This is a genomic window from Flavobacterium sp. (genome assembly GCF_035299005.1).
Lineage (GTDB): Bacteria > Bacteroidota > Bacteroidia > Flavobacteriales > Flavobacteriaceae > Flavobacterium.
Genome location: NZ_DATGXL010000014.1, coordinates 454,234 through 473,551, shown reverse-complemented (window position 1 = coordinate 473,551; position 19,318 = coordinate 454,234). Strand labels below are relative to the sequence as shown.

At 32.7% G+C, this 19,318-nt stretch carries 18 protein-coding genes; 4 read left to right on the top strand and 14 right to left on the bottom strand.

The genetic code is table 11. The features are described 5' to 3' along the window. Positions 1 to 99: 99 nt before the first annotated feature. The 3 genes from VK164_RS11030 to VK164_RS11020 all read right to left on the bottom strand — a co-directional run bounded on the left by VK164_RS11030 (position 100) and on the right by VK164_RS11020 (position 3,486). Complete coding sequence (locus tag VK164_RS11030) at positions 100 to 1,650, bottom strand: aldehyde dehydrogenase family protein (protein ID WP_414655549.1); 1,551 nt, start codon at positions 1,648 to 1,650, stop codon at positions 100 to 102. Positions 1,651 to 1,737: 87 nt separating this feature from the next. Further along, entirely contained in the window at positions 1,738 to 2,277 is a 540-nt protein-coding gene (locus VK164_RS11025; RefSeq protein WP_324209394.1) for a 3-hydroxyanthranilate 3,4-dioxygenase, read from the bottom strand. A gap of 93 nt (positions 2,278 to 2,370) precedes the next feature. After that, entirely contained in the window at positions 2,371 to 3,486 is a 1,116-nt protein-coding gene (locus VK164_RS11020; RefSeq protein WP_324209393.1) for an endonuclease/exonuclease/phosphatase family protein, read from the bottom strand. A 139-nt stretch (positions 3,487 to 3,625) separates the two neighbouring features. On the opposite strand from VK164_RS11020, the gene VK164_RS11015 reads away from it, so the two are divergent. The 4 genes from VK164_RS11015 (at position 3,626) to hflX (ending at position 9,829) form a co-directional block, all read left to right on the top strand. Beyond that, positions 3,626 to 6,472: a TonB-dependent receptor gene (locus VK164_RS11015; RefSeq protein ID WP_324209392.1), complete on the top strand. Its 2,847-nt coding sequence runs from the start codon at positions 3,626 to 3,628 to the stop codon at positions 6,470 to 6,472. Between the two features lie 11 nt (positions 6,473 to 6,483). After that, positions 6,484 to 7,104: a choice-of-anchor J domain-containing protein gene (locus VK164_RS11010; RefSeq protein ID WP_324209391.1), complete on the top strand. Its 621-nt coding sequence runs from the start codon at positions 6,484 to 6,486 to the stop codon at positions 7,102 to 7,104. A 5-nt stretch (positions 7,105 to 7,109) separates the two neighbouring features. Next, entirely contained in the window at positions 7,110 to 8,516 is a 1,407-nt protein-coding gene (locus tag VK164_RS11005; RefSeq protein WP_324209390.1) for a DUF5689 domain-containing protein, read from the top strand. Between the two features lie 89 nt (positions 8,517 to 8,605). Continuing rightward, positions 8,606 to 9,829, top strand: a complete 1,224-nt coding sequence (gene hflX, locus VK164_RS11000) for a GTPase HflX (RefSeq protein ID WP_324209389.1) — start codon at positions 8,606 to 8,608, stop codon at positions 9,827 to 9,829. A 48-nt stretch (positions 9,830 to 9,877) separates the two neighbouring features. Here hflX and VK164_RS10995 read toward each other — a convergent pair whose 3' ends face one another. From VK164_RS10995 to VK164_RS10945, 11 genes are all read right to left on the bottom strand, one after another. Continuing rightward, positions 9,878 to 10,720, bottom strand: coding sequence for a DUF3078 domain-containing protein (locus VK164_RS10995; protein WP_324209388.1), 843 nt, complete (start codon positions 10,718 to 10,720; stop codon positions 9,878 to 9,880). 93 nt (positions 10,721 to 10,813) lie between these two features. After that, positions 10,814 to 11,314 (bottom strand): DUF2480 family protein, encoded by a 501-nt coding sequence (locus VK164_RS10990; RefSeq protein ID WP_324209387.1) that lies wholly within the window; start codon positions 11,312 to 11,314, stop codon positions 10,814 to 10,816. A 72-nt stretch (positions 11,315 to 11,386) separates the two neighbouring features. Next, a complete protein-coding gene (locus VK164_RS10985) occupies positions 11,387 to 11,710 on the bottom strand; it encodes an SUF system Fe-S cluster assembly protein (RefSeq protein ID WP_298655530.1) in 324 nt (107 codons plus the stop codon). A 12-nt stretch (positions 11,711 to 11,722) separates the two neighbouring features. Continuing rightward, entirely contained in the window at positions 11,723 to 12,142 is a 420-nt protein-coding gene (locus VK164_RS10980; protein WP_262317343.1) for a SufE family protein, read from the bottom strand. Positions 12,143 to 12,144: 2 nt separating this feature from the next. Continuing rightward, positions 12,145 to 12,639, bottom strand: coding sequence for a hypothetical protein (locus VK164_RS10975; protein ID WP_324209386.1), 495 nt, complete (start codon positions 12,637 to 12,639; stop codon positions 12,145 to 12,147). An 18-nt stretch (positions 12,640 to 12,657) separates the two neighbouring features. Beyond that, positions 12,658 to 13,872, bottom strand: coding sequence for a cysteine desulfurase (locus VK164_RS10970; protein WP_324209494.1), 1,215 nt, complete (start codon positions 13,870 to 13,872; stop codon positions 12,658 to 12,660). 67 nt (positions 13,873 to 13,939) lie between these two features. Then, entirely contained in the window at positions 13,940 to 15,118 is a 1,179-nt protein-coding gene (locus VK164_RS10965) for a hypothetical protein (RefSeq protein ID WP_324209385.1), read from the bottom strand. 138 nt (positions 15,119 to 15,256) lie between these two features. Next, positions 15,257 to 16,573 carry a Fe-S cluster assembly protein SufD gene (gene sufD, locus VK164_RS10960; protein ID WP_324209384.1) on the bottom strand — a complete coding sequence of 439 codons (1,317 nt, stop codon included), beginning with the start codon at positions 16,571 to 16,573 and terminating at the stop codon, positions 15,257 to 15,259. Positions 16,574 to 16,637: 64 nt separating this feature from the next. Then, positions 16,638 to 17,387, bottom strand: coding sequence for a Fe-S cluster assembly ATPase SufC (sufC, locus tag VK164_RS10955; RefSeq protein ID WP_324209383.1), 750 nt, complete (start codon positions 17,385 to 17,387; stop codon positions 16,638 to 16,640). Between the two features lie 37 nt (positions 17,388 to 17,424). Further along, positions 17,425 to 18,873, bottom strand: a complete 1,449-nt coding sequence (gene sufB / locus VK164_RS10950) for a Fe-S cluster assembly protein SufB (protein WP_324209382.1) — start codon at positions 18,871 to 18,873, stop codon at positions 17,425 to 17,427. Positions 18,874 to 18,935: 62 nt separating this feature from the next. Continuing rightward, complete coding sequence (locus VK164_RS10945) at positions 18,936 to 19,304, bottom strand: four helix bundle protein (protein ID WP_324209381.1); 369 nt, start codon at positions 19,302 to 19,304, stop codon at positions 18,936 to 18,938. Positions 19,305 to 19,318 lie beyond the last annotated feature (14 nt).

The following is a 19,318-nucleotide window of genomic DNA, read 5'->3' as shown; positions in this document are numbered from 1 at the left end:
TTTTAATGTGCGATACGACAACAAAAAACCCTGCAAATCAAATTTGCAGGGTTTTTTTATATCCAAAAAGCAACTAATTACTTTTCACTAATCACTTATTTAAAAATCAAACTTAATACCTTGCGCTAATGGTAAAGCTGTTCCGTAGTTAATCGTATTCGTTTGTCTTCTCATGTAGGCTTTCCATGCATCAGAACCTGATTCACGGCCACCACCTGTTTCTTTTTCACCACCAAAAGCACCACCAATTTCAGCACCAGAAGTTCCAATGTTTACGTTAGCAATACCACAATCAGACCCAGCAGCAGAAAGGAATAATTCCATTTCTCTCATGTTGTTGGTAAAGATAGAAGAAGATAATCCTTGAGGAACTGCATTTTGCATTTCGATAGCTTCTTCAATTGTGCTATATTTCATTACGTATAAAACAGGTGCGAAAGTTTCGTGTTGTACGATTTCGAACTCGTTTTTCGCTTCAATAATACATGGTTTTACATAACAACCACTTTCGTATCCTTTTCCTTCTAAAACACCACCTTCTACGATAACTCTTCCGCCTTCTGCTTTTGCTTTTTCGATAGCGTTTAAGTAATCTTGCACCGCACCTTTATCGATAAGTGGACCCACGTGATTGTTAGCGTCTAATGGATTTCCAATTTTTAACTGTGCATAAGCTTTTGCTAAAACGTCTAATGTTTTATCATAAACACTTTCGTGAACAATTAATCTACGAGTTGAAGTACAACGTTGACCTGCTGTTCCTACCGCTCCAAAAACCGCTCCTACCAATACCATTGACAAATCTGCTTCTTGAGAAACAATAATCGCGTTGTTTCCACCTAATTCTAAGATAGTGTTTCCAAAACGTTCCGCAACCGTTTTTGATACGTGACGACCAATTCTTGTAGAACCTGTAAACGATACTAATGGAATACGCTTGTCGTTATTGATTAAATCTCCCGATTCGTTACCAACTACTAAACAGCTGATTCCTTCTGGTAAATTGTTTCTTTCTAATACAGTTTGAATAATGTTTTGACACGCTACACCACATAAAGGCGTTTTTGAACTTGGTTTCCAAATACAAACATCACCACAAATCCATGCTAACATAGTATTCCAAGACCAAACCGCTACTGGGAAATTGAAAGCCGAAATGATGCCAACAATTCCAAACGGATGCCATTGCTCATACATTCTGTGCATTGGACGTTCTGAATGCATCGTTAAACCATGTAATTGACGAGATAAACCTACTGCAAAATCACAGATGTCAATCATTTCTTGAACTTCTCCAAGACCTTCTTGATATGATTTACCCATTTCAAAAGACACTAATTTTCCTAATGCTTCTTTGTGTTTACGTAATTCTTCTCCCATTTGACGAACAATTTCTCCTCTTTTTGGAGCTGGAACTAAACGCCATGTTTTAAAAGCTTCTTCTGCAGCACTCATAGCTGTTTCGTAATCTTCTTTTGTTGAAGATTTTACTTTTCCAATCAAATCTCCTGTTGCTGGTGAGTATGATTCGATGATTTTTCCGTTAGAAAACCACTTAGAACCTGTTGATGTTCCTTCGTTAATTTCTTTAATGCCTAATTGTTGCAAAGCTTCTTGCATACCAAATTGAATTGCTGCTTCAGATATCATTTTATAACTTTTTATTCGGTTTTTGTTAAATTTTCACAAATGTAAAAAATATATTTTAAATAGAATGTTGCTTATGTTACGTAGCGATTATTTCTTAATTGTGAACTTAGGATTTGTTTCCATTACGGTTCCACAATTTTTGCACGTTCTTTTTTCTTCTGAATTATAAAAATCTTGGAAATGTGGTAGAAAATCTTTTTCAATATTGTGTAATTCGAAATAGACTTCATGTAATTTATGATTGCAGTTGTCGCAAAACCAAAGCAAGCCATCGTTGAATCCTTTTCCGGCGCGTTTTCTTTCAATTACCAAACCTACAGAACTTTCTGTTCTTGCTGGTGAATGTGGCACTTTCGCAGGGTGCAAATACATGTCGCCTTCCGAAAGTTTCATGGCTTTCTTTTGCCCTTCTTCTTGAATATAAACAGTAATTTCACCTTTTAACTGATAAAATAATTCTTCCGTTTCGTTATAGTGGTAGTCTTTTCGGGCATTTGGTCCACCTACAATCATTACGATATAATCGTCAGATTCTACATATAAGTTTTTGTTACTTACAGGTGGTTGAAGTAACTCCTTATTTTCTCTAATCCACTTTTGCAAGTTGAACGGTTTTGTTATTCCCATTTTTAAATTATTAAAATGTAAAGTTACAGAAAAAGAAAAAGGTTAGCTGCAATTATATTACAAACTAACCTCTTTTTAACTTTATAAAATATTTTATTTTACTTCTTGTACTAAATAAATATAGACTGGGAAGTGGTCTGAAAATCCTGGAACACCATTTTGATTACGCAACGGATACCCTTTGTATTGTCCTGTTTTCTGAATCAAGAAAGGTTTGTTGTAAATTCCTGCTTTCCAATATTTGAATGTTGAATAGTCGTTTTTGTCTTTAGGAATAAACTCTTCGCTTACCATGATTTGGTCAAAAATATCACCAGAATCTCTGTAAAATAAGGTTGCATGACCATCTTTTGCCATTTGTTCAAATGGATTAAAAATATCTGCAGGTTTTTTTAATTCTTCTTTTTTAAGTTTCGCACCAATTCCTTGTTTAACACTTTTGTTATAAGAACCATCATTTAAATCTCCCATTGTAATGATTTTAGCATTAGGATTGATTTTAATGATAGAATCCATAATTTTTCTGTTTAATCTACCAGCGGCTTCTCTGTATGGACTACTTTTTTTCTCTCCTCCAGAACGAGATGGCCAGTGATTTACAATTATATTGATTTCTTCACCATCTAATAAACCTGTTACTAAAAGTTGGTCACGCGTATAAATACGCTTTGTTTTTTTATCGTAGTTTACATTTTCTTCTGTTTCTTCCTCTTCTTTTTTGTCTTTTTTATCAGAAGTCGATTCTGATTCATAAACATACAAAGGAACGTTTATGTAACTTGTAGGTTGAAAATGTTTCTCTTGGTACAAAAACCCTACGTCGATACCACGTTTATCTGGAGAATCAAAATGTACAACTTTGTATCCTTTATTGATAAGTGTAGGATGTTTTGTTAAATCTTCCAAAACTCTTCTGTTTTCAATTTCACAAGCACCAATAATAACTGGAGAATTTTTTTGACTTTCACTTGTGCCTAGTTCAATGAGCACTCTACTTAAATTGTCAAGTTTTTTCTTATAATTTTTTGAAGTCCATCCTTCAGCAGGTGTATATTCTTCATCATAAGTATCAGGATCATTTATAGTGTCAAATAAATTTTCAAAATTGTAAAATGCCACTGTATGCACTTTAAATTTTTTATCTTGAGCAAAAGCATTGCTTATTGATAAAATCACAATAAATAGGGCGATTGAATGCTTAATTTTCATAAAATGTATGTTATATTATTATCAAGTTTAATACAAATTGGGTGCCAAAGGTAAATAATATTATTAAAAGTTATACATTTGTAGGCTGTTAAGTTTTTAACGTCTTAACATTAAATTAGTATTAATTTTAATATTCTTTATGAAAAAACTTGTATTAAGCACTTTACTAGTGCTGCAAGCTGTTTTTGTTTTTGCACAGCAGAATCCAGCCTTAAAAGGTAAGGTTATCGATGCTAAAAGTCAAAAACCATTACAAAATGTTGTTGCTATTATTCAAAGCACCAACCAATCTGCCCTTACAGATATTGATGGAAATTTTGTATTTCAAACTATTCCTGCTGGAGACCAAGTATTAGTAGTTAAATCTACAGGATACAACCAACAGACTTTTATGTTAGAACCATCTAACGGAGAAACAATGGATTTAGGAGTTGTTGTATTAGAAGAAGACATTACATCTGAGCAACAATTAAGTTTAGTAACAATTACTGAAAACGACTTAGGAGACGATAATAGTGGTTCTGAAAGTACTTCGGGATTACTTCAAGCAACTCGCGATACTTATCAACAAGCTGCTGCATTTAATTGGGGACAAGCTCGTTTTAGAATTAGAGGTTTAGATAATGAATATGGTACTACAATGATTAATGGTATCGTAATGAATAAATTATATGATGGAAGACCTCAATGGAGTAACTGGGGAGGTCTAAATGATGCGACTAGAAACCAAGAATTTACAATGGGTTCAGCTCCTTCTGATTACACTTTTGGTGGTGCATTAGGAACACAAGAAATTAATACTAGAGCTTCTTTTTACCGTCCAGGAACAAGAATCTCTATGTCAGGAACAAACACAAACTACAGCTGGAGAATGATGGGAACGCACGCCTCAGGAATGGACAAAGACGGATGGGCTTTTGTAGTTTCTGGTTCAAGAAGATGGGCTGAAGAAGGTTACTTTGAAGGTACAGATTATGGCGCAAATTCTTTATTTGCAAGTGTTGAGAAAAAATTTAATGATAAACATAGTTTGAATTTAACAGCTATGTATGCTCAAAACAGTAGAGGAAAAACATCTCCAAACACTAAAGAGGTTAATGATTTAATGGGAGTTAAATATAATTCTTATTGGGGATGGCAAAACGGAAAAAAACGCAATTCTAGAGATAAAGACATTGAAGAGCCAATGGTAATGTTATCTCACTATTGGAAATTATCTGAAAAAACTAACTTAAATACCAATGTTGCTTTCCAAACAGGATCTATTGGAAACTCAAGATTAGATTATCAATTAGGAAACAATCCTGACCCAACTTATTACAGAAACTTACCGAGTTATTATGCTAATCAACCTTCATTATGGGATGATTTTGTTTATGATGATGCAGGAAATCAATTGTTTGAAGCTGATGGTGTAACTCCATTATACCAAAATTTAGATGCTCAAAATGCAGAAAATTATTTCAAAACTCATTCACAAATTGATTGGAATGCTATGTATATTGCTAATCAAAACAGTGCATTTGCAGGAAGAAGTATTTATGTATTGTATGAAGATAGAACAGATGATAATTTATTGAATGCTAATTCAATTATTAATTCAACTTTATCTGATAACATTAGCTTAAATGCTGGTGTAAATGTTAGAAAATTACGTTCTCACAATTTTCAAAATTTATTAGATTTATTAGGTGGTCAATATTTTTCTGATATTGATGCTTTCTACACAGGTGATGCTGCTCAGTCAGACTTAAACAATCCTAACAGACAAGTTGTTGAAGGTGATACTTATGGGTACAATTATTTATTACACGCTTTAACATTTGACGGATTTACACAATTCAAATTTTCATATGACAAAGCCGATTTCTATTTAGCACAATCTTTTTCTAGATCAGAATACCAAAGAGAAGGTTTGTATAGAAATGGTATTTATGCAGACAATTCATTTGGAAAAGGAAAAAGCGTAACTTTTGAAAACTTCGGTTTCAAAGGAGGTTTAACTTATAAATTAAACGGAAGAAATTATTTAGATTTCAACGGTTTATACCAAACAAAAGCGCCTAGCTTAAGAAATACTTTTTCAAATGCTAGAATGAACAACGTTATTACTCCAGATTTAGTAAGCGAAAGCGTAACAAGTGCAGATGCAAGTTATATTTTAAGAGCGCCTAAGTTCAAAGCACGTTTAACTGGATTCTATTCTAAAATTAATGATGCAACTGAAATTTCATTCTTCTATGGAGAAGGAATTGGAGGAGGCGAAGATGGTGGTGATGAAGACACATTCGTAAGTGAGATCGTAACTGGAATTGATAAACAAAACATGGGTGCTGAACTTGGTTTAGAGTATCAAATTACTTCAACTATTAAAGCTACTGCTGCTGCTTCTTATGGTCAATATATTTATTCAGATAATGCAAAACTAAAAACTAACGATGATGCTTTAGCTGCTACTGGAAATAATTCATTAACAGATTTTGGAACTGTTTATCTTAAAAATTATCACCAAGCTGGTATGCCACAAACTGCTGCTTCTTTTGGTTTAGAATATAGAGATCCTCACTTCTGGTGGATTGGTGCAAACGTGAATTATTTAGCAGATAGCTATATTGATATTGCAAGTATTTTAAGAACTGATAACTTCAGTATTGACAGTTCAACTGGAGATAACTATTCTGGTGCTACACAAGAAACTGTTAGAGACATTTTAAAACAAGAAAAATTTGACAGTTTCACATTAGTGAACTTAACAGGTGGAAAATCTTGGAGAATTAGTAAAGCAAATCGTAATACAGTAGGTTTCTTTGCATCTGTAAACAATTTATTTGATATTGAATATAAAACAGGTGGTTTTGAACAATCAAGAAAAGCAACTTTCCCTGATTTACAAGCTGATCAAGCAAACGGAACACCTTCTTTTGGTTCTAAATATTTTTATGGATATGGAAGAACGTTCTTTGTTAACTTCTACATAAACTTCTAAAAAATTTTTCTATGAAAATTAAATTTTTAAAAACAATATTTTTGTTAGGACTTGTATCAAGTACACTAACAAGTTGCGTTGGTGATGACGATTATGTTATTCCAACAGTATATAATTATGCTTTTAACGAAGGTTTTTCATCGTCTCCTACAGGAAGCGGTTCAAACGAAGTAGCAATTGCATTAGAAGGATGGGTAAATTATAATGCTACTGCAACTCGCCTATGGCATGCAAGAACATTTGATAGTAATATTTATGCTGAATTTTCATCATTCTATTCAGCAACAGGAACAAATGATATAGCTTGGTTAATTACTCCTGCATTAGATTTTACTGCTTCAACTGGAGAAGTTTTATCCTTTGCAACTAAAACAAGATTTTCAAATGGCTATCCTATGACAGCATATATTTCAACAGATTATGATGGAACAACTGCTGGAATTGCAACTGCAACATGGACACCATTAACTTTTACTACGCCAACAGCTGATGACGTATTTACAAGCAGTGGAAATATTGATTTAAGTGCTTATGAAAGTGACAACGTTAGAATTGCATTCAAATACACTGGAAGCAAATCCGGGGTTACTACAACTTGTCAATTGGATAACATTAAAATTGTTAAAAACTAATAGCTATGAAAAATTTAAAATTAATCTTAACCGCTGCTGTATTTGCAACTTTAACAAGTTGTGTTAACGGCGACGATTATGGTACACCAAACTTATCTGGTGACTGTAATGATTTAACAGCTAACAAAACTGTTCAGGATGTAGCTGCTTTAGCAACCTCTACAACTCAGATGTATCAAAATACAGACGATGCAGTGGAAGAAATTATTGAAGCTTATGTCACATCAAGTGATGAAGGAGGGAATTTTTACAAATCTATCTCTTTAATGTCTGTTGATGGTACAAAGGGTTTTACGATGCCAATCGATGCATATAACCTTTATACAAAATATGAACCAGGAAGAAAAGTTTTCATCAAAATGGATTCTTTATATTTTTATAATAATTCACAAATTTCTTCATTAGAAATAGGTGCTTTATATAACAATGGAACTATTGGAGATCCTTCAGACGACGAAGTAGGTAGAATTTCTGGTGTTGAATACGAAAATGTGATTACTAGAGGTTGTACAAAAGTTGACGAAAATGATATCGTTAAACATTTAACAATTACTCAAGCTAAAAATAATCAATATTTAAATATGTTGATTGAATTTGATGCAGTTCAATTTACAGATCCTTCATTAGGTAAAAAATATTTTGATACAACATTAAATAATTTGGGTGGTGCTACAAACCATGAAATTACTGATGAATTTGGAAACAAAATCATTGTTAGAGTAAGTGAATTTGCTACATTCGCTGCTAATACAATTCCTTCTGAGAATGGTAAAGTTAGAGGTGTTTTAACAAAATACGGAAGTGACTTCCAATTTATGATTAGAACTTTAAATGATGTAAATTTAACGAACCCAAGATTAACTATTGATATGAATCCTCCAATTGGTGGTTCTGCCATAGTATATTCTGGTACTTTAAACGAACCTTTTACTTCTTATACTACAACAAATCAACAAATTTTTCCAAAATACATCAATGATGCAGCAATAGGAAGTAGATATTGGCAAGTAAAAACTTTTGGTGGAAACAAATACATCCAAATGACATCTTTTGGTGGGACTGCAGAAGCTAATCGTACATTATTTATTGTCCCTGTTGACATGACTGCAGCAAGTACTTTCTCATTTGAAAGTAAAGCTGGTTTCCATAATGGTAATGTGTTAAAAGTATATTATACTACAAATTACACTCCAGGCACACAAATTACTACAGCTACATTAACAGATATCACTTCAAGTTTTACAATTTCTCCTGGATTACCTTCAGGATATCCAACAAACTTTACCCCAAGTGGTGTTTATAATATTCCTGCTGGTATTACTGGAAACGGTTACTTCGTATTTGAATACGTTGGAAACGGAACTGGTGGACCAACTACAACCATGCAAATTGATAATATTGTAATCAACTAATTACAATTCTTATACATTCAAAAGCGGCTCGATTGAGTCGCTTTTTTTATGCGTTCTATTTTGTACCTTTGTGTTCTTAATGAAAGCATATGTTAGAGAAAGAAGTTATTGACTTTGAAAAATCAATAGTGGTAGGAATTGTAACTCAAAATCAAAGTGAAGATAAACTAAATGAATATCTTGACGAATTGGAGTTTTTAACCTATACCGCAGGAGGAACCGTTGTAAAACGTTTTTCTCAAAAAATGGATAAACCAAATCCCAAAACATTTGTTGGAACAGGAAAATTAGAAGAAATTAAGTATTATATCAAAGACAACGATATTAAAACCGTAATCTTTGACGATGAATTAACACCATCACAGTCTAAAAACATCACCAAAGAATTAGATTGTAAAGTATTAGACCGAACCAATCTTATCTTAGATATTTTTGCACAGCGAGCTGAAACTTCATATGCAAGAACACAGGTGGAATTAGCACAATGCCAATATTTACTCCCTCGTTTAACTGGAATGTGGACACACTTAGAACGTCAAAAAGGAGGAATTGGAATGCGCGGTCCTGGAGAAACCGAAATAGAAACCGACCGTCGTATTGTACGTGATAGAATATCGTTACTGAAAGATAAAATTAAAGTAATTGACAAACAAATGGCTACCCAGCGAAGCAATCGTGGGGCCATGGTTCGTGTAGCCTTAGTAGGCTATACGAATGTTGGAAAATCTACTTTGATGAATGCTGTAGGAAAAAGTGATGTGTTTGTAGAAAACAAATTATTTGCAACTCTTGACACCACTGTGCGTAAAACAGTAATAAAAAATTTACCCTTTCTTTTAAGTGATACTGTTGGTTTTATTAGAAAACTTCCAACACAATTAGTAGAGTCGTTTAAAAGCACGTTAGATGAAGTTAGAGAAGCTGATTTGTTACTTCATGTAGTTGATATTTCACATCCTGACTTCGAAGATCATATTGCGTCTGTTAATCAAATTCTTCAAGATATCAAAAGTGCTGACAAACCGACTATTATGGTTTTCAACAAAATTGACGCTTATCATCCTGTTTATTTTGATGAAAATGATTTAAGCGTTGAAAAAACGACAAAACATTATACTTTAGAAGAATGGAAAAGCACTTGGATGAGTAAACTTGGAGAAAACAATACACTTTTCATATCCGCTACTAACAAACAAAATTTTGAAGAATTTAGAGAAAAAGTATATGAAGCGGTTAGAGAAATTCACATTACGAGATTTCCTTATAACAAATTTTTATATCCAGATTACAAAGACGCAGTTGAAAACGAATAAAAAAAGACCTCGTTTGAGGTCTTTTCGCTTTATTTAAGTCGTTATGAATTAAAAACCGTAGTTCAGCCCCAAACCAATAACTTGCTTTGTTTGGAATCCTCTAAACGCGTTATCATCATAGATTGTTTGAAAAGCAAAATTTGTTGACAAAAATTTGTTGATTTTCATTACAATATTCAATTGGTAATCAATATCAACATTTTGAGGTTCATCTAAATAATTAGAATAAAAATTCAATGTGTTTTCAACTGAAACATTTTCCATTAGTTTGAATTTGTAATATCCATTTACAGCAGCTCCTAATTCATATCTTGAAGTTTCACCTTGTTCCACACCAAAAGAAGAACCAAATTCTGTGAAATGTTTGTGAACCATAATTAATTTAGACGTTGCTGGAGCAATATTCACTTTTAAATTGTCACTTTTTTTCCATAACATACCTGGCCCAAATTGGAAATAAGCAGGCGAAAAGAAATGTGAAATTTTAACTGTTTGTGTAGCTGGATCTAAACCAGCATCCATTTGTGTTTTGAAATTTAAAAAAGCAGAATAAAACCAATATCCAGAAGCTTTTTTCCCTAATAAAGAGTTTAGCTCAATTCTATCATCAGTTTTTTGTGTATCTGCTCCTTTAATTTTGGTTAAACCATAAGAAACAATCCATTTATTATCCCAATTCCAATCGCCATTTTTGTAATTGAAATCGTAATTAAAACCAACATTTCCTGCAAAATTGTTTTGCCCTCCAGCTTGCCAGTTACTAAAAGAAGATTGATTTGCTAAAAATGTAAAAACTCCTTTTCGAGTCCAATGTTTTGTTGAATCTGTAGCCGTTTCTTGCGCAAAAAGATTTGAAACGATTAATAATAGAGGGATTAAAAATTTTCTCATTTATCTATGTTTTAAAATTTGAAGGTGCAAAAGTACTTATTTACTTAAAAGCGCCAAATTTTAAAGATAAAATGAAAGTATAATCGATAGAAGTTATTTTTTATAAAGTGGAACAGCAGAACAAGCTTCTCCAAACATGACACTTTTTGCCACTTTAATTAATTTTTGAATGGCCAAAGTATATACTTGATTAGGAACTGATTTTTTAGAACAGCCTTTTAGAATTAAAGGCTTCTGAAAATAATCGGTATAATCTAACTTATCTAAGACGTCTTGATACCAATCAATAATAGCCAATTCTTTGTTGCCATGAATCACTTTTAATGCATGTGGCGCCAAATAAACCGAAACTAAAGCAAATGCCCATGCAGGAAGTATCGCATCTGTAGCACAATACAATGCCACATATTTGTCTTCATATTTAGACCAATCGGTGCTTTTTAATTGTGTCCTAAAATCAGATTCTTTTAAGATGAATCCCTCAAATAACCATTGTGAAATATCTAAATCTACTACATGATCATCTGGATAGTAATCTTCTAAATCGAATACCATCAAAGAACTTTGCGCTACTTTGTTTATAATTTCGTCCATATTCTAGTGTTCAATGTTCAGAAATTAGTGTTCAGCAAACTGCCCACTAAAAACTGAACACTGATTACTTATTTAAAGCATTCCCAATTCTAACTTCGCTTCTTCGCTCATTAAATCTTTGCTCCAAGGCGGGTCAAATGTAATTTCTACTTCACAAGATTTTACGGCATCGATAGATTTTACTTTTTCCTCCACTTCTTGAGGTAGCGTTTCAGCTACTGGACAATTTGGTGATGTTAAGGTCATTAAAATTTTTACATCATTATCCTCATTAATCATCACGTCGTAGATTAAACCTAATTCGTAAATATCTACTGGAATTTCTGGGTCGTAAATTCCTTTTAAAACTTTGACTACGTCTTCGCCTAAGTTGATTGTATCGTTAAATTCTTCCATATTTTTAATTATTTATTGCTTTGATTGAAATGCCAAAGCATACATTTTTATTTGTTTTATCATCGAAACTAAACCGTTAGCTCGTGTTGGCGACAAGTGTTCTTTTAAACCTATTTCATCAATAAAATCTGTATTAGCATCTAAAATATCCTTTGGAGATTGATTAGAAAACGCTCGAATTAAAATTGCAATAATTCCTTTGGTTAAAATAGCATCGCTATCGGCTGTGAAAACAATTTTTCCGTCTTGTTCTTCGCCGTGTACCCAAACTTTTGATTGGCAACCTTTGATGATATTTTCATCTATTTTGTATTGTTCGTCAATCAACGGAAGTGTTTTCCCTAATTCGATGATGTATTCGTAGCGTTGCATCCAATCGTCAAACATTGAAAACTCATCTACAATCTCATTTTGTATTTCTTTTATTGTCATTTTTATTTTTCGGTCAATTTCACAATTATATTTACCAATTTTTCTATTTCAACCGGTGGAAATTCATGATCAAAACCATTAGCCGGATATTCAACACCATCTGAAATAAAAGTGATATTGGCATGAGGAGCTCCATCGTAAAATCTTTTCTCTGTTGGCCATTTCATGTCTTTCACTTTAGACAAATCAACTGCTTTTGCTAATGTTGAAATTTCTTGCCAATCAGCGTCTGAGATTTTTGTTTTTTCTTCATAATCTTTAAAATCACGCACACGTGAAACATACAATACTTGATTTTCAACTTTTACGTTCAGCGAAATATTACGAGCCATTGCTTGATACTTTATTACTGGTATATTGTTTTGCATCACGACTTCAGATTGGTTATTATTTGAAATTCCTTCTTGTGTCAATCCATTAGAATGAACAGTGTTTTTTTTACAATTACACCCAGTAATTGTGATAATCAAAGTTGCTAAAAATGTAATTGCTTTCATCTGATTAATTTTTTTTTTTTAAGACAACATCATTTGTGCTTTTTTAACCGCTTCTACAAAGATATCAATTTCTTCCTTGGTATTATAAAAAGCAAAACTTGCTCTAATGGTTCCTGGAATATTGAAAAAATTCATAATAGGTTGGGCACAATGGTGACCAGTTCTAACCGCTATACCTAACTTATCGATAATTGTGCCAATGTCATACGGATGAATTCCTTCTATGTTAAACGAAATTACCGAAGCTTTGTTTTCACTTGTTCCAAAAATGGTTAAACCTTCTATTTCCTGTAATCTTTTGGTTCCGTAATCTAATAATTCTTGTTCGTAAGCTGCGATGTTATCAAAGCCAATTGAATTCATATAATCAATGGCGGTTCCTAAAACAATTCCGCCTTCGATGTTTGGTGTTCCTGCTTCAAATTTATGTGGTAAATCGGCATAAGTTGTTTTTTCGAACGTAACCTCAGCAATCATTTCGCCTCCGCCTTGATAGGGCGGTAATTTGCGTAACCATTCTTCTTTTCCGTACAAAATTCCAACACCTGTTGGTCCACACACTTTATGACCTGAAAAAACATAAAAATCACAATCCAAAACTTGCACATCAGGGCGTAAATGTGGTGTTGCTTGTGCTCCGTCGATTAAAACGGCTGCTCCTACTCCATGTGCTTTTTTGATGATGTATTCAATTGGGTTAACCGTTCCTAAAGCATTTGAAATGTGATTAACAGTTACAATTTTCGTTTTTTCGGAAAGTAATTTGTCGAATTCGGAAAGGATTAATTCCCCTTTTTCATTCATTGGAATTACCACCAACTTCGCTCCTGTTTTTTCACACAAAAATTGCCAAGGAACAATGTTGCTATGGTGTTCTAAAGCCGAAACCATCACCTCATCACCCGTTTGAAGTAAACTTGCAAAACCATTAGCCACCAAATTAATTCCGAACGTAGTACCCGAAGTAAAAATGATTTCGTGATTGTGTTTGGCGTTTAAGTGATTTTGAATCGTATTTCTCGAAACTTCATACGCATCCGTAGCCAATTGACTTAAGGTATGCACACCACGGTGAATATTAGCATTGATTTCGCTGTAATATTTCGAAACAGCATCAATAACCACTTGCGGTTTTTGCGAAGTGGCACCGTTATCAAAATACACCAAGGGTTTGCCATTTACTTTTTGCGATAAAATGGGAAAATCAGCTCTTACTTTTTGAACATCAAACATTTTCATACAATTTGAGCACAAATTTACGATTTGATTGTTTATAATTGGAATAAATAAAGGTTAAAATCTATTGAAAATATTTAACTTCTGTTCCATTATAGTAACCAATTCCATTGTTTGTGGTTAGAAATACAAGTTCGTTTTCGGAAATAAACTCGAATTTGGTGACGTTAATATCTGCTCCAAGATTGTTTCTGTTTGTTGCAGACCAAGTTATCCAGGGCTTAAAAATAAATTCTTTGTTATATTTTCCTTCATCTTCAATTATTTTAAAAAAGCCTTTGTCAGAATAATAATAAACAGAATTATTAAATTTATTAAGATGTAACGGCCCTAAAAACTCGTTAACCATTGCAAAACCTTTTGGATCTTGAACCTCTAATAAACTATTAGTTAAATCTAATGATTTATAAAAATCTTCATTATCAAAATCACAAATTAAATAAAAATAACTGTTGATAAAAAAATGAATTAAACTCTGCGAAATGAAAAAGTTTCCATCTTTCTCAACAATTCCTCGAATTGGATTATAAATAGGTAACTGATTAGGAAATTTATATAATGTATCTTTTTCCATAACTTTAATTTTATCAGGAAAAGTTTTATATAAATCTTGAAAATATATATCTTGATTTTCGTTTGTTTTCTGATAATCAATATCAATACTCAAATAATCATCTTTATAAAATTCTCTTTTTTCTAAGTCGAAAAACAATATATCTTCACCAAATTCCCCTCTGTCATATGTAAGCCATAATCTATTCTTGCTATCCAAAAAAATTAAATCTGGATTCATAAAAACCCTTTTTTTATCATCTATAGATTTTACTCCATAAAAAACACTCTTATATTTAACATTTAAAGGCTCAAATATTTTATTATCATAAATTAATCCTTTATCACTAATTACAATTGGATTATTTTTTCTGTCTAACATCAATTTATATGGCTCGCAGACAATGTTAATTTGTTTTACTTTACCATTTTTATATCTAATTATTTGATTATGTCTGTTTAAGAATACTATTTCTTGTTTGTTGTTTTTAGCAACAGAAATTACTTCTCTTTCGACTTTAATAATTTTATCCTGTTTTAAATCAAAAACAATTAAATAATTGCTATTAGTTACAGCATAAACAATATTTTCAATTACTTCAAATTCCTTATAATTCGTATTGAAAATTTTGATCTTTTTTGCGAAAACAGAATCTTGTTTAATTGCTGTTTGAGCAAAAAAAAGATTCATAAACATAAGAAGAATTATAACTGTTTTACATTTCATAAACGATATTTACCTTAATTAGGGTTCAATTTACATAAAAAGGTTGGAATCAAAATAAAAAAACCGCCCAAAAGGCGGTTTTAAAATATATCTAAAATTTTATTACAAATCAAATCCCATATTTACGCCTAATTTATCCGCGATAATACGGGCAATTTTTGCTTTTAATTCTGGAATTTTTACGCTGTTGGTTACTTCGCTTGTAAACGCATACATCAACAAGGCTTTGGCTTCTTTTTTAGGAATTCCACGTTGTTGCATATAGAACATCGCGCTTTCATCTAATTGTCCAATAGTACAACCATGGGAACATTTTACATCATCGGCAAAGATTTCCAATTGTGGTTTTGCGTTGATGGTAGCTTTATCGCCAATTAAAATATTGTTGTTTTGTTGAAATGCATCGGTTTTTTGTGCTTCTTTTTCTACGAAAATTTTTCCATTGAAAACACCTGTTGAACTATCGTTTAAAATTGTTTTGTAGTTTTGGTGGCTTTCGCAATTTGGTGTTGCGTGTTGTACCAGAGTATAATGATCTACGTGTTGTTTGTCGCCAATAATGGTAATTCCTTTCAACGTGGAATCGATTCTTTCACCTTGATGATAGAAATTCAAGTTGTTTCTAGTGATGTTTCCGCCAAACGAGAACGTATGCACCGCTACTCTACTTTCTTGCTTTTGAGCAATGTAGGTGTTGTCAATCAGGTTCGCTGTTTGCACATCGTTTTGAATTTTGTAATAATCTACAATCGCACGTTTTTGAGCGAAAATTTCAGTAACCGAATTGGTTAAAACGGGATTTGAATTCAAACTTTGATGACGTTCTACAATTTGCACATGAGCATTTTCTCCCACAATGACCAAATTACGAGGTTGTACCATCAAAGCCGCTTCATTTCCTGTTGAGAAATAAATAATTTCGATAGGTTTTTCAACCACTTTACTTTTCGGAATGTTGATATAAGCACCTTCCAATGAAAAAGCCGTATTTAAAGAAGTTAAGCTCTCTTCTTTGCTTGCAACTTGGTTAAAATAGGTGTCAACTACCATTTTGTATTTAGGTTTTGTTAATGCCGAAGACATCAAACAAACGTCTAAACCATCATGTGTAGTAGAAGACAAAAATGAACTGAAAATTCCGTCGATGAAAACTACTTTATACGTATCAATCTCGTGTAAGAAATACTTTTTTACATCTTTAAATTCAATCGCATTTTCTTTCTTTGGGAAAACCGAAAAATCATTTTTCAAAATCGCATTTAACGAAGTATATTTCCAAGCTTCCTCTTTTTTTGTAGGGAAACCTTTGTTTTCGAAATTTTTTATGGCGTTACTTCTTAGCTCATGAAGATCAGAATGTGTATCAATCTTTTCTTCAAAAGCCATGAAAGAAGCTAATAATTTATCTTTTAATTCCATTGTGTTTAGTGTTCAGCGCAGTGTTCAGTCACAGTCATCTGATAACTGTGACAGAGACTGTAAACTAATTTAATTCGTTTTTAATCCAGTCGTATCCTTTTTCTTCTAATTCTAAAGCTAAATCAGCTCCGCCAGTTTTTACGATTTTTCCGTCCATTAAAACGTGAACGAAATCTGGAACGATATAATCTAACAAACGTTGGTAGTGCGTAATCACTAACACCGCATTGTTTTTGTTTTTTAATTTGTTTACACCATTGGCCACAATTCGTAACGCGTCGATGTCTAAACCTGAATCGGTTTCGTCTAGAATTGCGATTTTTGGTTCTAACATTGCCATTTGAAAAATCTCGTTACGTTTCTTCTCACCACCCGAAAAACCTTCGTTTAACGAACGCGACAAGAATTTTCTGTCCATTTCCAATAATTCTGATTTTTCACGAATTAATTTCAGCATTTCGTTTGCTGGCATTTCCTCTTTTCCGTTGGCTTTTCTACTTTCGTTGATTGCCGTTTTGATGAAATTCGTTACCGAAACACCTGGAATTTCCACAGGATATTGAAACGATAAGAAAACACCTTTATGCGCTCTTTCTTCTGGAGCTAATTCTGAAATTTCTTCTCCGTCTAAAAAGATTTCTCCTTGAGAAACTTCATAGTTTTCGTTTCCAGCAATGATTGAAGATAAGGTTGATTTCCCAGCACCATTTGGTCCCATAATCGCATGAACTTCTCCTGCTTTAATTTCAAGGTTGATTCCTTTTAATATTTCTTTGTCTTCTACCGAAGCGTGTAAGTTTTTTATTTGTAACATTTTGTAAATGTGTTATTTATTCTAATTTTAAAATTGATTATCCTACTGAACCTTCTAACGAAATTTCCAACAACTTCTGTGCTTCCACTGCAAATTCCATAGGTAATTTGTTCAATACTTCTTTGCTGAATCCGTTTACTATTAAGGCAATTGCTTTTTCGGTTGGGATTCCACGTTGGTTGCAATAAAACACTTGGTCTTCACCAATTTTTGAAGTCGTAGCTTCGTGTTCAATTTTTGCCGAAGCATTTTTACTTTCAATATATGGAAAAGTGTGTGCGCCACAATTATTTCCCATTAAAAGCGAATCACATTGTGAGAAGTTTCGCGCGTTTTCAGCTCTTGCTCCAATTTGCACTAATCCTCTATAACTGTTTTGTGATTTTCCTGCTGAAATACCTTTAGAAATGATAGTTGATTTCGTGTTTTTTCCCAAATGAATCATTTTTGTTCCTGTATCGGCTTGTTGGAAATTATTTGTAACGGCAATCGAGTAAAACTCTCCGATTGAATTATCGCCTTTCAAAACACATGAAGGGTATTTCCAAGTTACAGCCGAACCTGTTTCTACTTGCGTCCAAGAAATTTTAGCGTTTTTCTCACATAGACCTCTTTTGGTTACAAAATTATAAACACCACCTTTTCCTTCTTTGTTTCCTGGATACCAGTTTTGAACCGTTGAATATTTAATTTCGGAATCGTCCATTGCAATTAATTCTACAACGGCTGCGTGCAATTGGTTTTCATCACGACTTGGAGCTGTACAACCTTCTAAATACGAAACATAACTTCCTTCGTCTGCAATTAGTAACGTTCTTTCAAACTGACCTGTTCCACCTTGATTGATACGGAAATATGTTGATAATTCCATAGGACAACGAACACCTTTTGGAATATAACAGAAACTTCCGTCAGAAAAAACCGCCGAATTTAAAGCCGCATAGAAATTATCTTTCTGTGGAACAACCGTTCCTAAATGTTTACGAACTAATTCTGGATGTTCTTTTATAGCTTCAGAAATTGAGCAGAAAATTATTCCTTTTTCGTTTAATGTTTTCTTGAAAGTCGTTGCTACAGAAACAGAATCTACCACAATATCAATCGCCACATTGTTCATTTTCTTTTGTTCGTCAACTGAAATTCCTAACTTTTTGTACATCGCCAAAAGCTCTGGATCAACGTCTTCTAATTTTTTATTCGGATCGGCTTTTTTAGGTGCCGAATAATACGAAATCGCTTGAAAATCTGGTTTTTCATAATGCACATTTGCCCATTCAGGCTCAATCATTTCTAACCAAGCACGAAAAGCTTCTAAGCGCCATTCTGTCATCCATTCAGGCTCTTCTTTTTTCTTTGAAATGGCACGAACGATGTCTTCATTTAACCCAATAGGAAACGTTTCCGAGTCCAATTCGGTATAAAATCCGTATTCGTATTCTTTATTTTCTAATTCGACTTTTAAGTCGTCTTCTGTGTATTTGCTCATTTTTTTAATTTAAAAATTTAAAGATTGAAGAATTTAAAAATTCCCATAAAACCTTCAAACTATCATTTTTCTAATTTTGAATCTAAATACTTTATAAAATTAGAAATGTTTTGAGAAATCTCAATTGTTAATTGAAAACTATCTTGCATTTCATTTTCTGTACAAAATTCTAATTCTATTGCTAATAGTAGCATATTTCTAACTTCAGCACAACTCCCTTTTGCAATTTTTAAATATCGAATGAATTGCTTATTGTTGTTATATTCTGAACCTTCAGCTATATTATTTGTAATCGAAATTACAGCTCTTTTAATTTGATCTTTAAAACCAAATTCTTTCTCTAATGAAGAATTATTCAATAATTTAAAAACTTGTTTTGTAAGCAAAACACCTTTCTTGTGTACTTCAAATTCTTCAAAAGATTTCGTCATAATCTTTAAATCAT

What these genes read in the sequence shown, in the direction of transcription:
- VK164_RS10980 (WP_262317343.1), bottom strand. Translation starts at nt 12,142, where the DNA reads ATGACAATAAAAGAAATACAAAATGAGATTGTAGATGAGTTTTCAATG.
- VK164_RS10970 (WP_324209494.1), bottom strand. Translation starts at nt 13,872, where the DNA reads ATGTTTGATGTTCAAAAAGTAAGAGCTGATTTTCCCATTTTATCGCAA.
- VK164_RS10975 (WP_324209386.1), bottom strand. Translation starts at nt 12,639, where the DNA reads ATGAAAGCAATTACATTTTTAGCAACTTTGATTATCACAATTACTGGG.
- sufC (WP_324209383.1), bottom strand. Translation starts at nt 17,387, where the DNA reads ATGTTACAAATAAAAAACTTACACGCTTCGGTAGAAGACAAAGAAATA.
- sufD (WP_324209384.1), bottom strand. Translation starts at nt 16,573, where the DNA reads ATGGAATTAAAAGATAAATTATTAGCTTCTTTCATGGCTTTTGAAGAA.
- VK164_RS11025 (WP_324209394.1), bottom strand. Translation starts at nt 2,277, where the DNA reads ATGGGAATAACAAAACCGTTCAACTTGCAAAAGTGGATTAGAGAAAAT.
- VK164_RS11030 (WP_414655549.1), bottom strand. Translation starts at nt 1,650, where the DNA reads ATGATATCTGAAGCAGCAATTCAATTTGGTATGCAAGAAGCTTTGCAA.
- VK164_RS10965 (WP_324209385.1), bottom strand. Translation starts at nt 15,118, where the DNA reads ATGAATCTTTTTTTTGCTCAAACAGCAATTAAACAAGATTCTGTTTTC.
- VK164_RS10995 (WP_324209388.1), bottom strand. Translation starts at nt 10,720, where the DNA reads ATGAGAAAATTTTTAATCCCTCTATTATTAATCGTTTCAAATCTTTTT.
- hflX (WP_324209389.1), top strand. Translation starts at nt 8,606, where the DNA reads ATGTTAGAGAAAGAAGTTATTGACTTTGAAAAATCAATAGTGGTAGGA.
- VK164_RS11020 (WP_324209393.1), bottom strand. Translation starts at nt 3,486, where the DNA reads ATGAAAATTAAGCATTCAATCGCCCTATTTATTGTGATTTTATCAATA.
- sufB (WP_324209382.1), bottom strand. Translation starts at nt 18,873, where the DNA reads ATGAGCAAATACACAGAAGACGACTTAAAAGTCGAATTAGAAAATAAA.
- VK164_RS11010 (WP_324209391.1), top strand. Translation starts at nt 6,484, where the DNA reads ATGAAAATTAAATTTTTAAAAACAATATTTTTGTTAGGACTTGTATCA.
- VK164_RS10945 (WP_324209381.1), bottom strand. Translation starts at nt 19,304, where the DNA reads ATGACGAAATCTTTTGAAGAATTTGAAGTACACAAGAAAGGTGTTTTG.
- VK164_RS11005 (WP_324209390.1), top strand. Translation starts at nt 7,110, where the DNA reads ATGAAAAATTTAAAATTAATCTTAACCGCTGCTGTATTTGCAACTTTA.
- VK164_RS10985 (WP_298655530.1), bottom strand. Translation starts at nt 11,710, where the DNA reads ATGGAAGAATTTAACGATACAATCAACTTAGGCGAAGACGTAGTCAAA.
- VK164_RS11015 (WP_324209392.1), top strand. Translation starts at nt 3,626, where the DNA reads ATGAAAAAACTTGTATTAAGCACTTTACTAGTGCTGCAAGCTGTTTTT.
- VK164_RS10990 (WP_324209387.1), bottom strand. Translation starts at nt 11,314, where the DNA reads ATGGACGAAATTATAAACAAAGTAGCGCAAAGTTCTTTGATGGTATTC.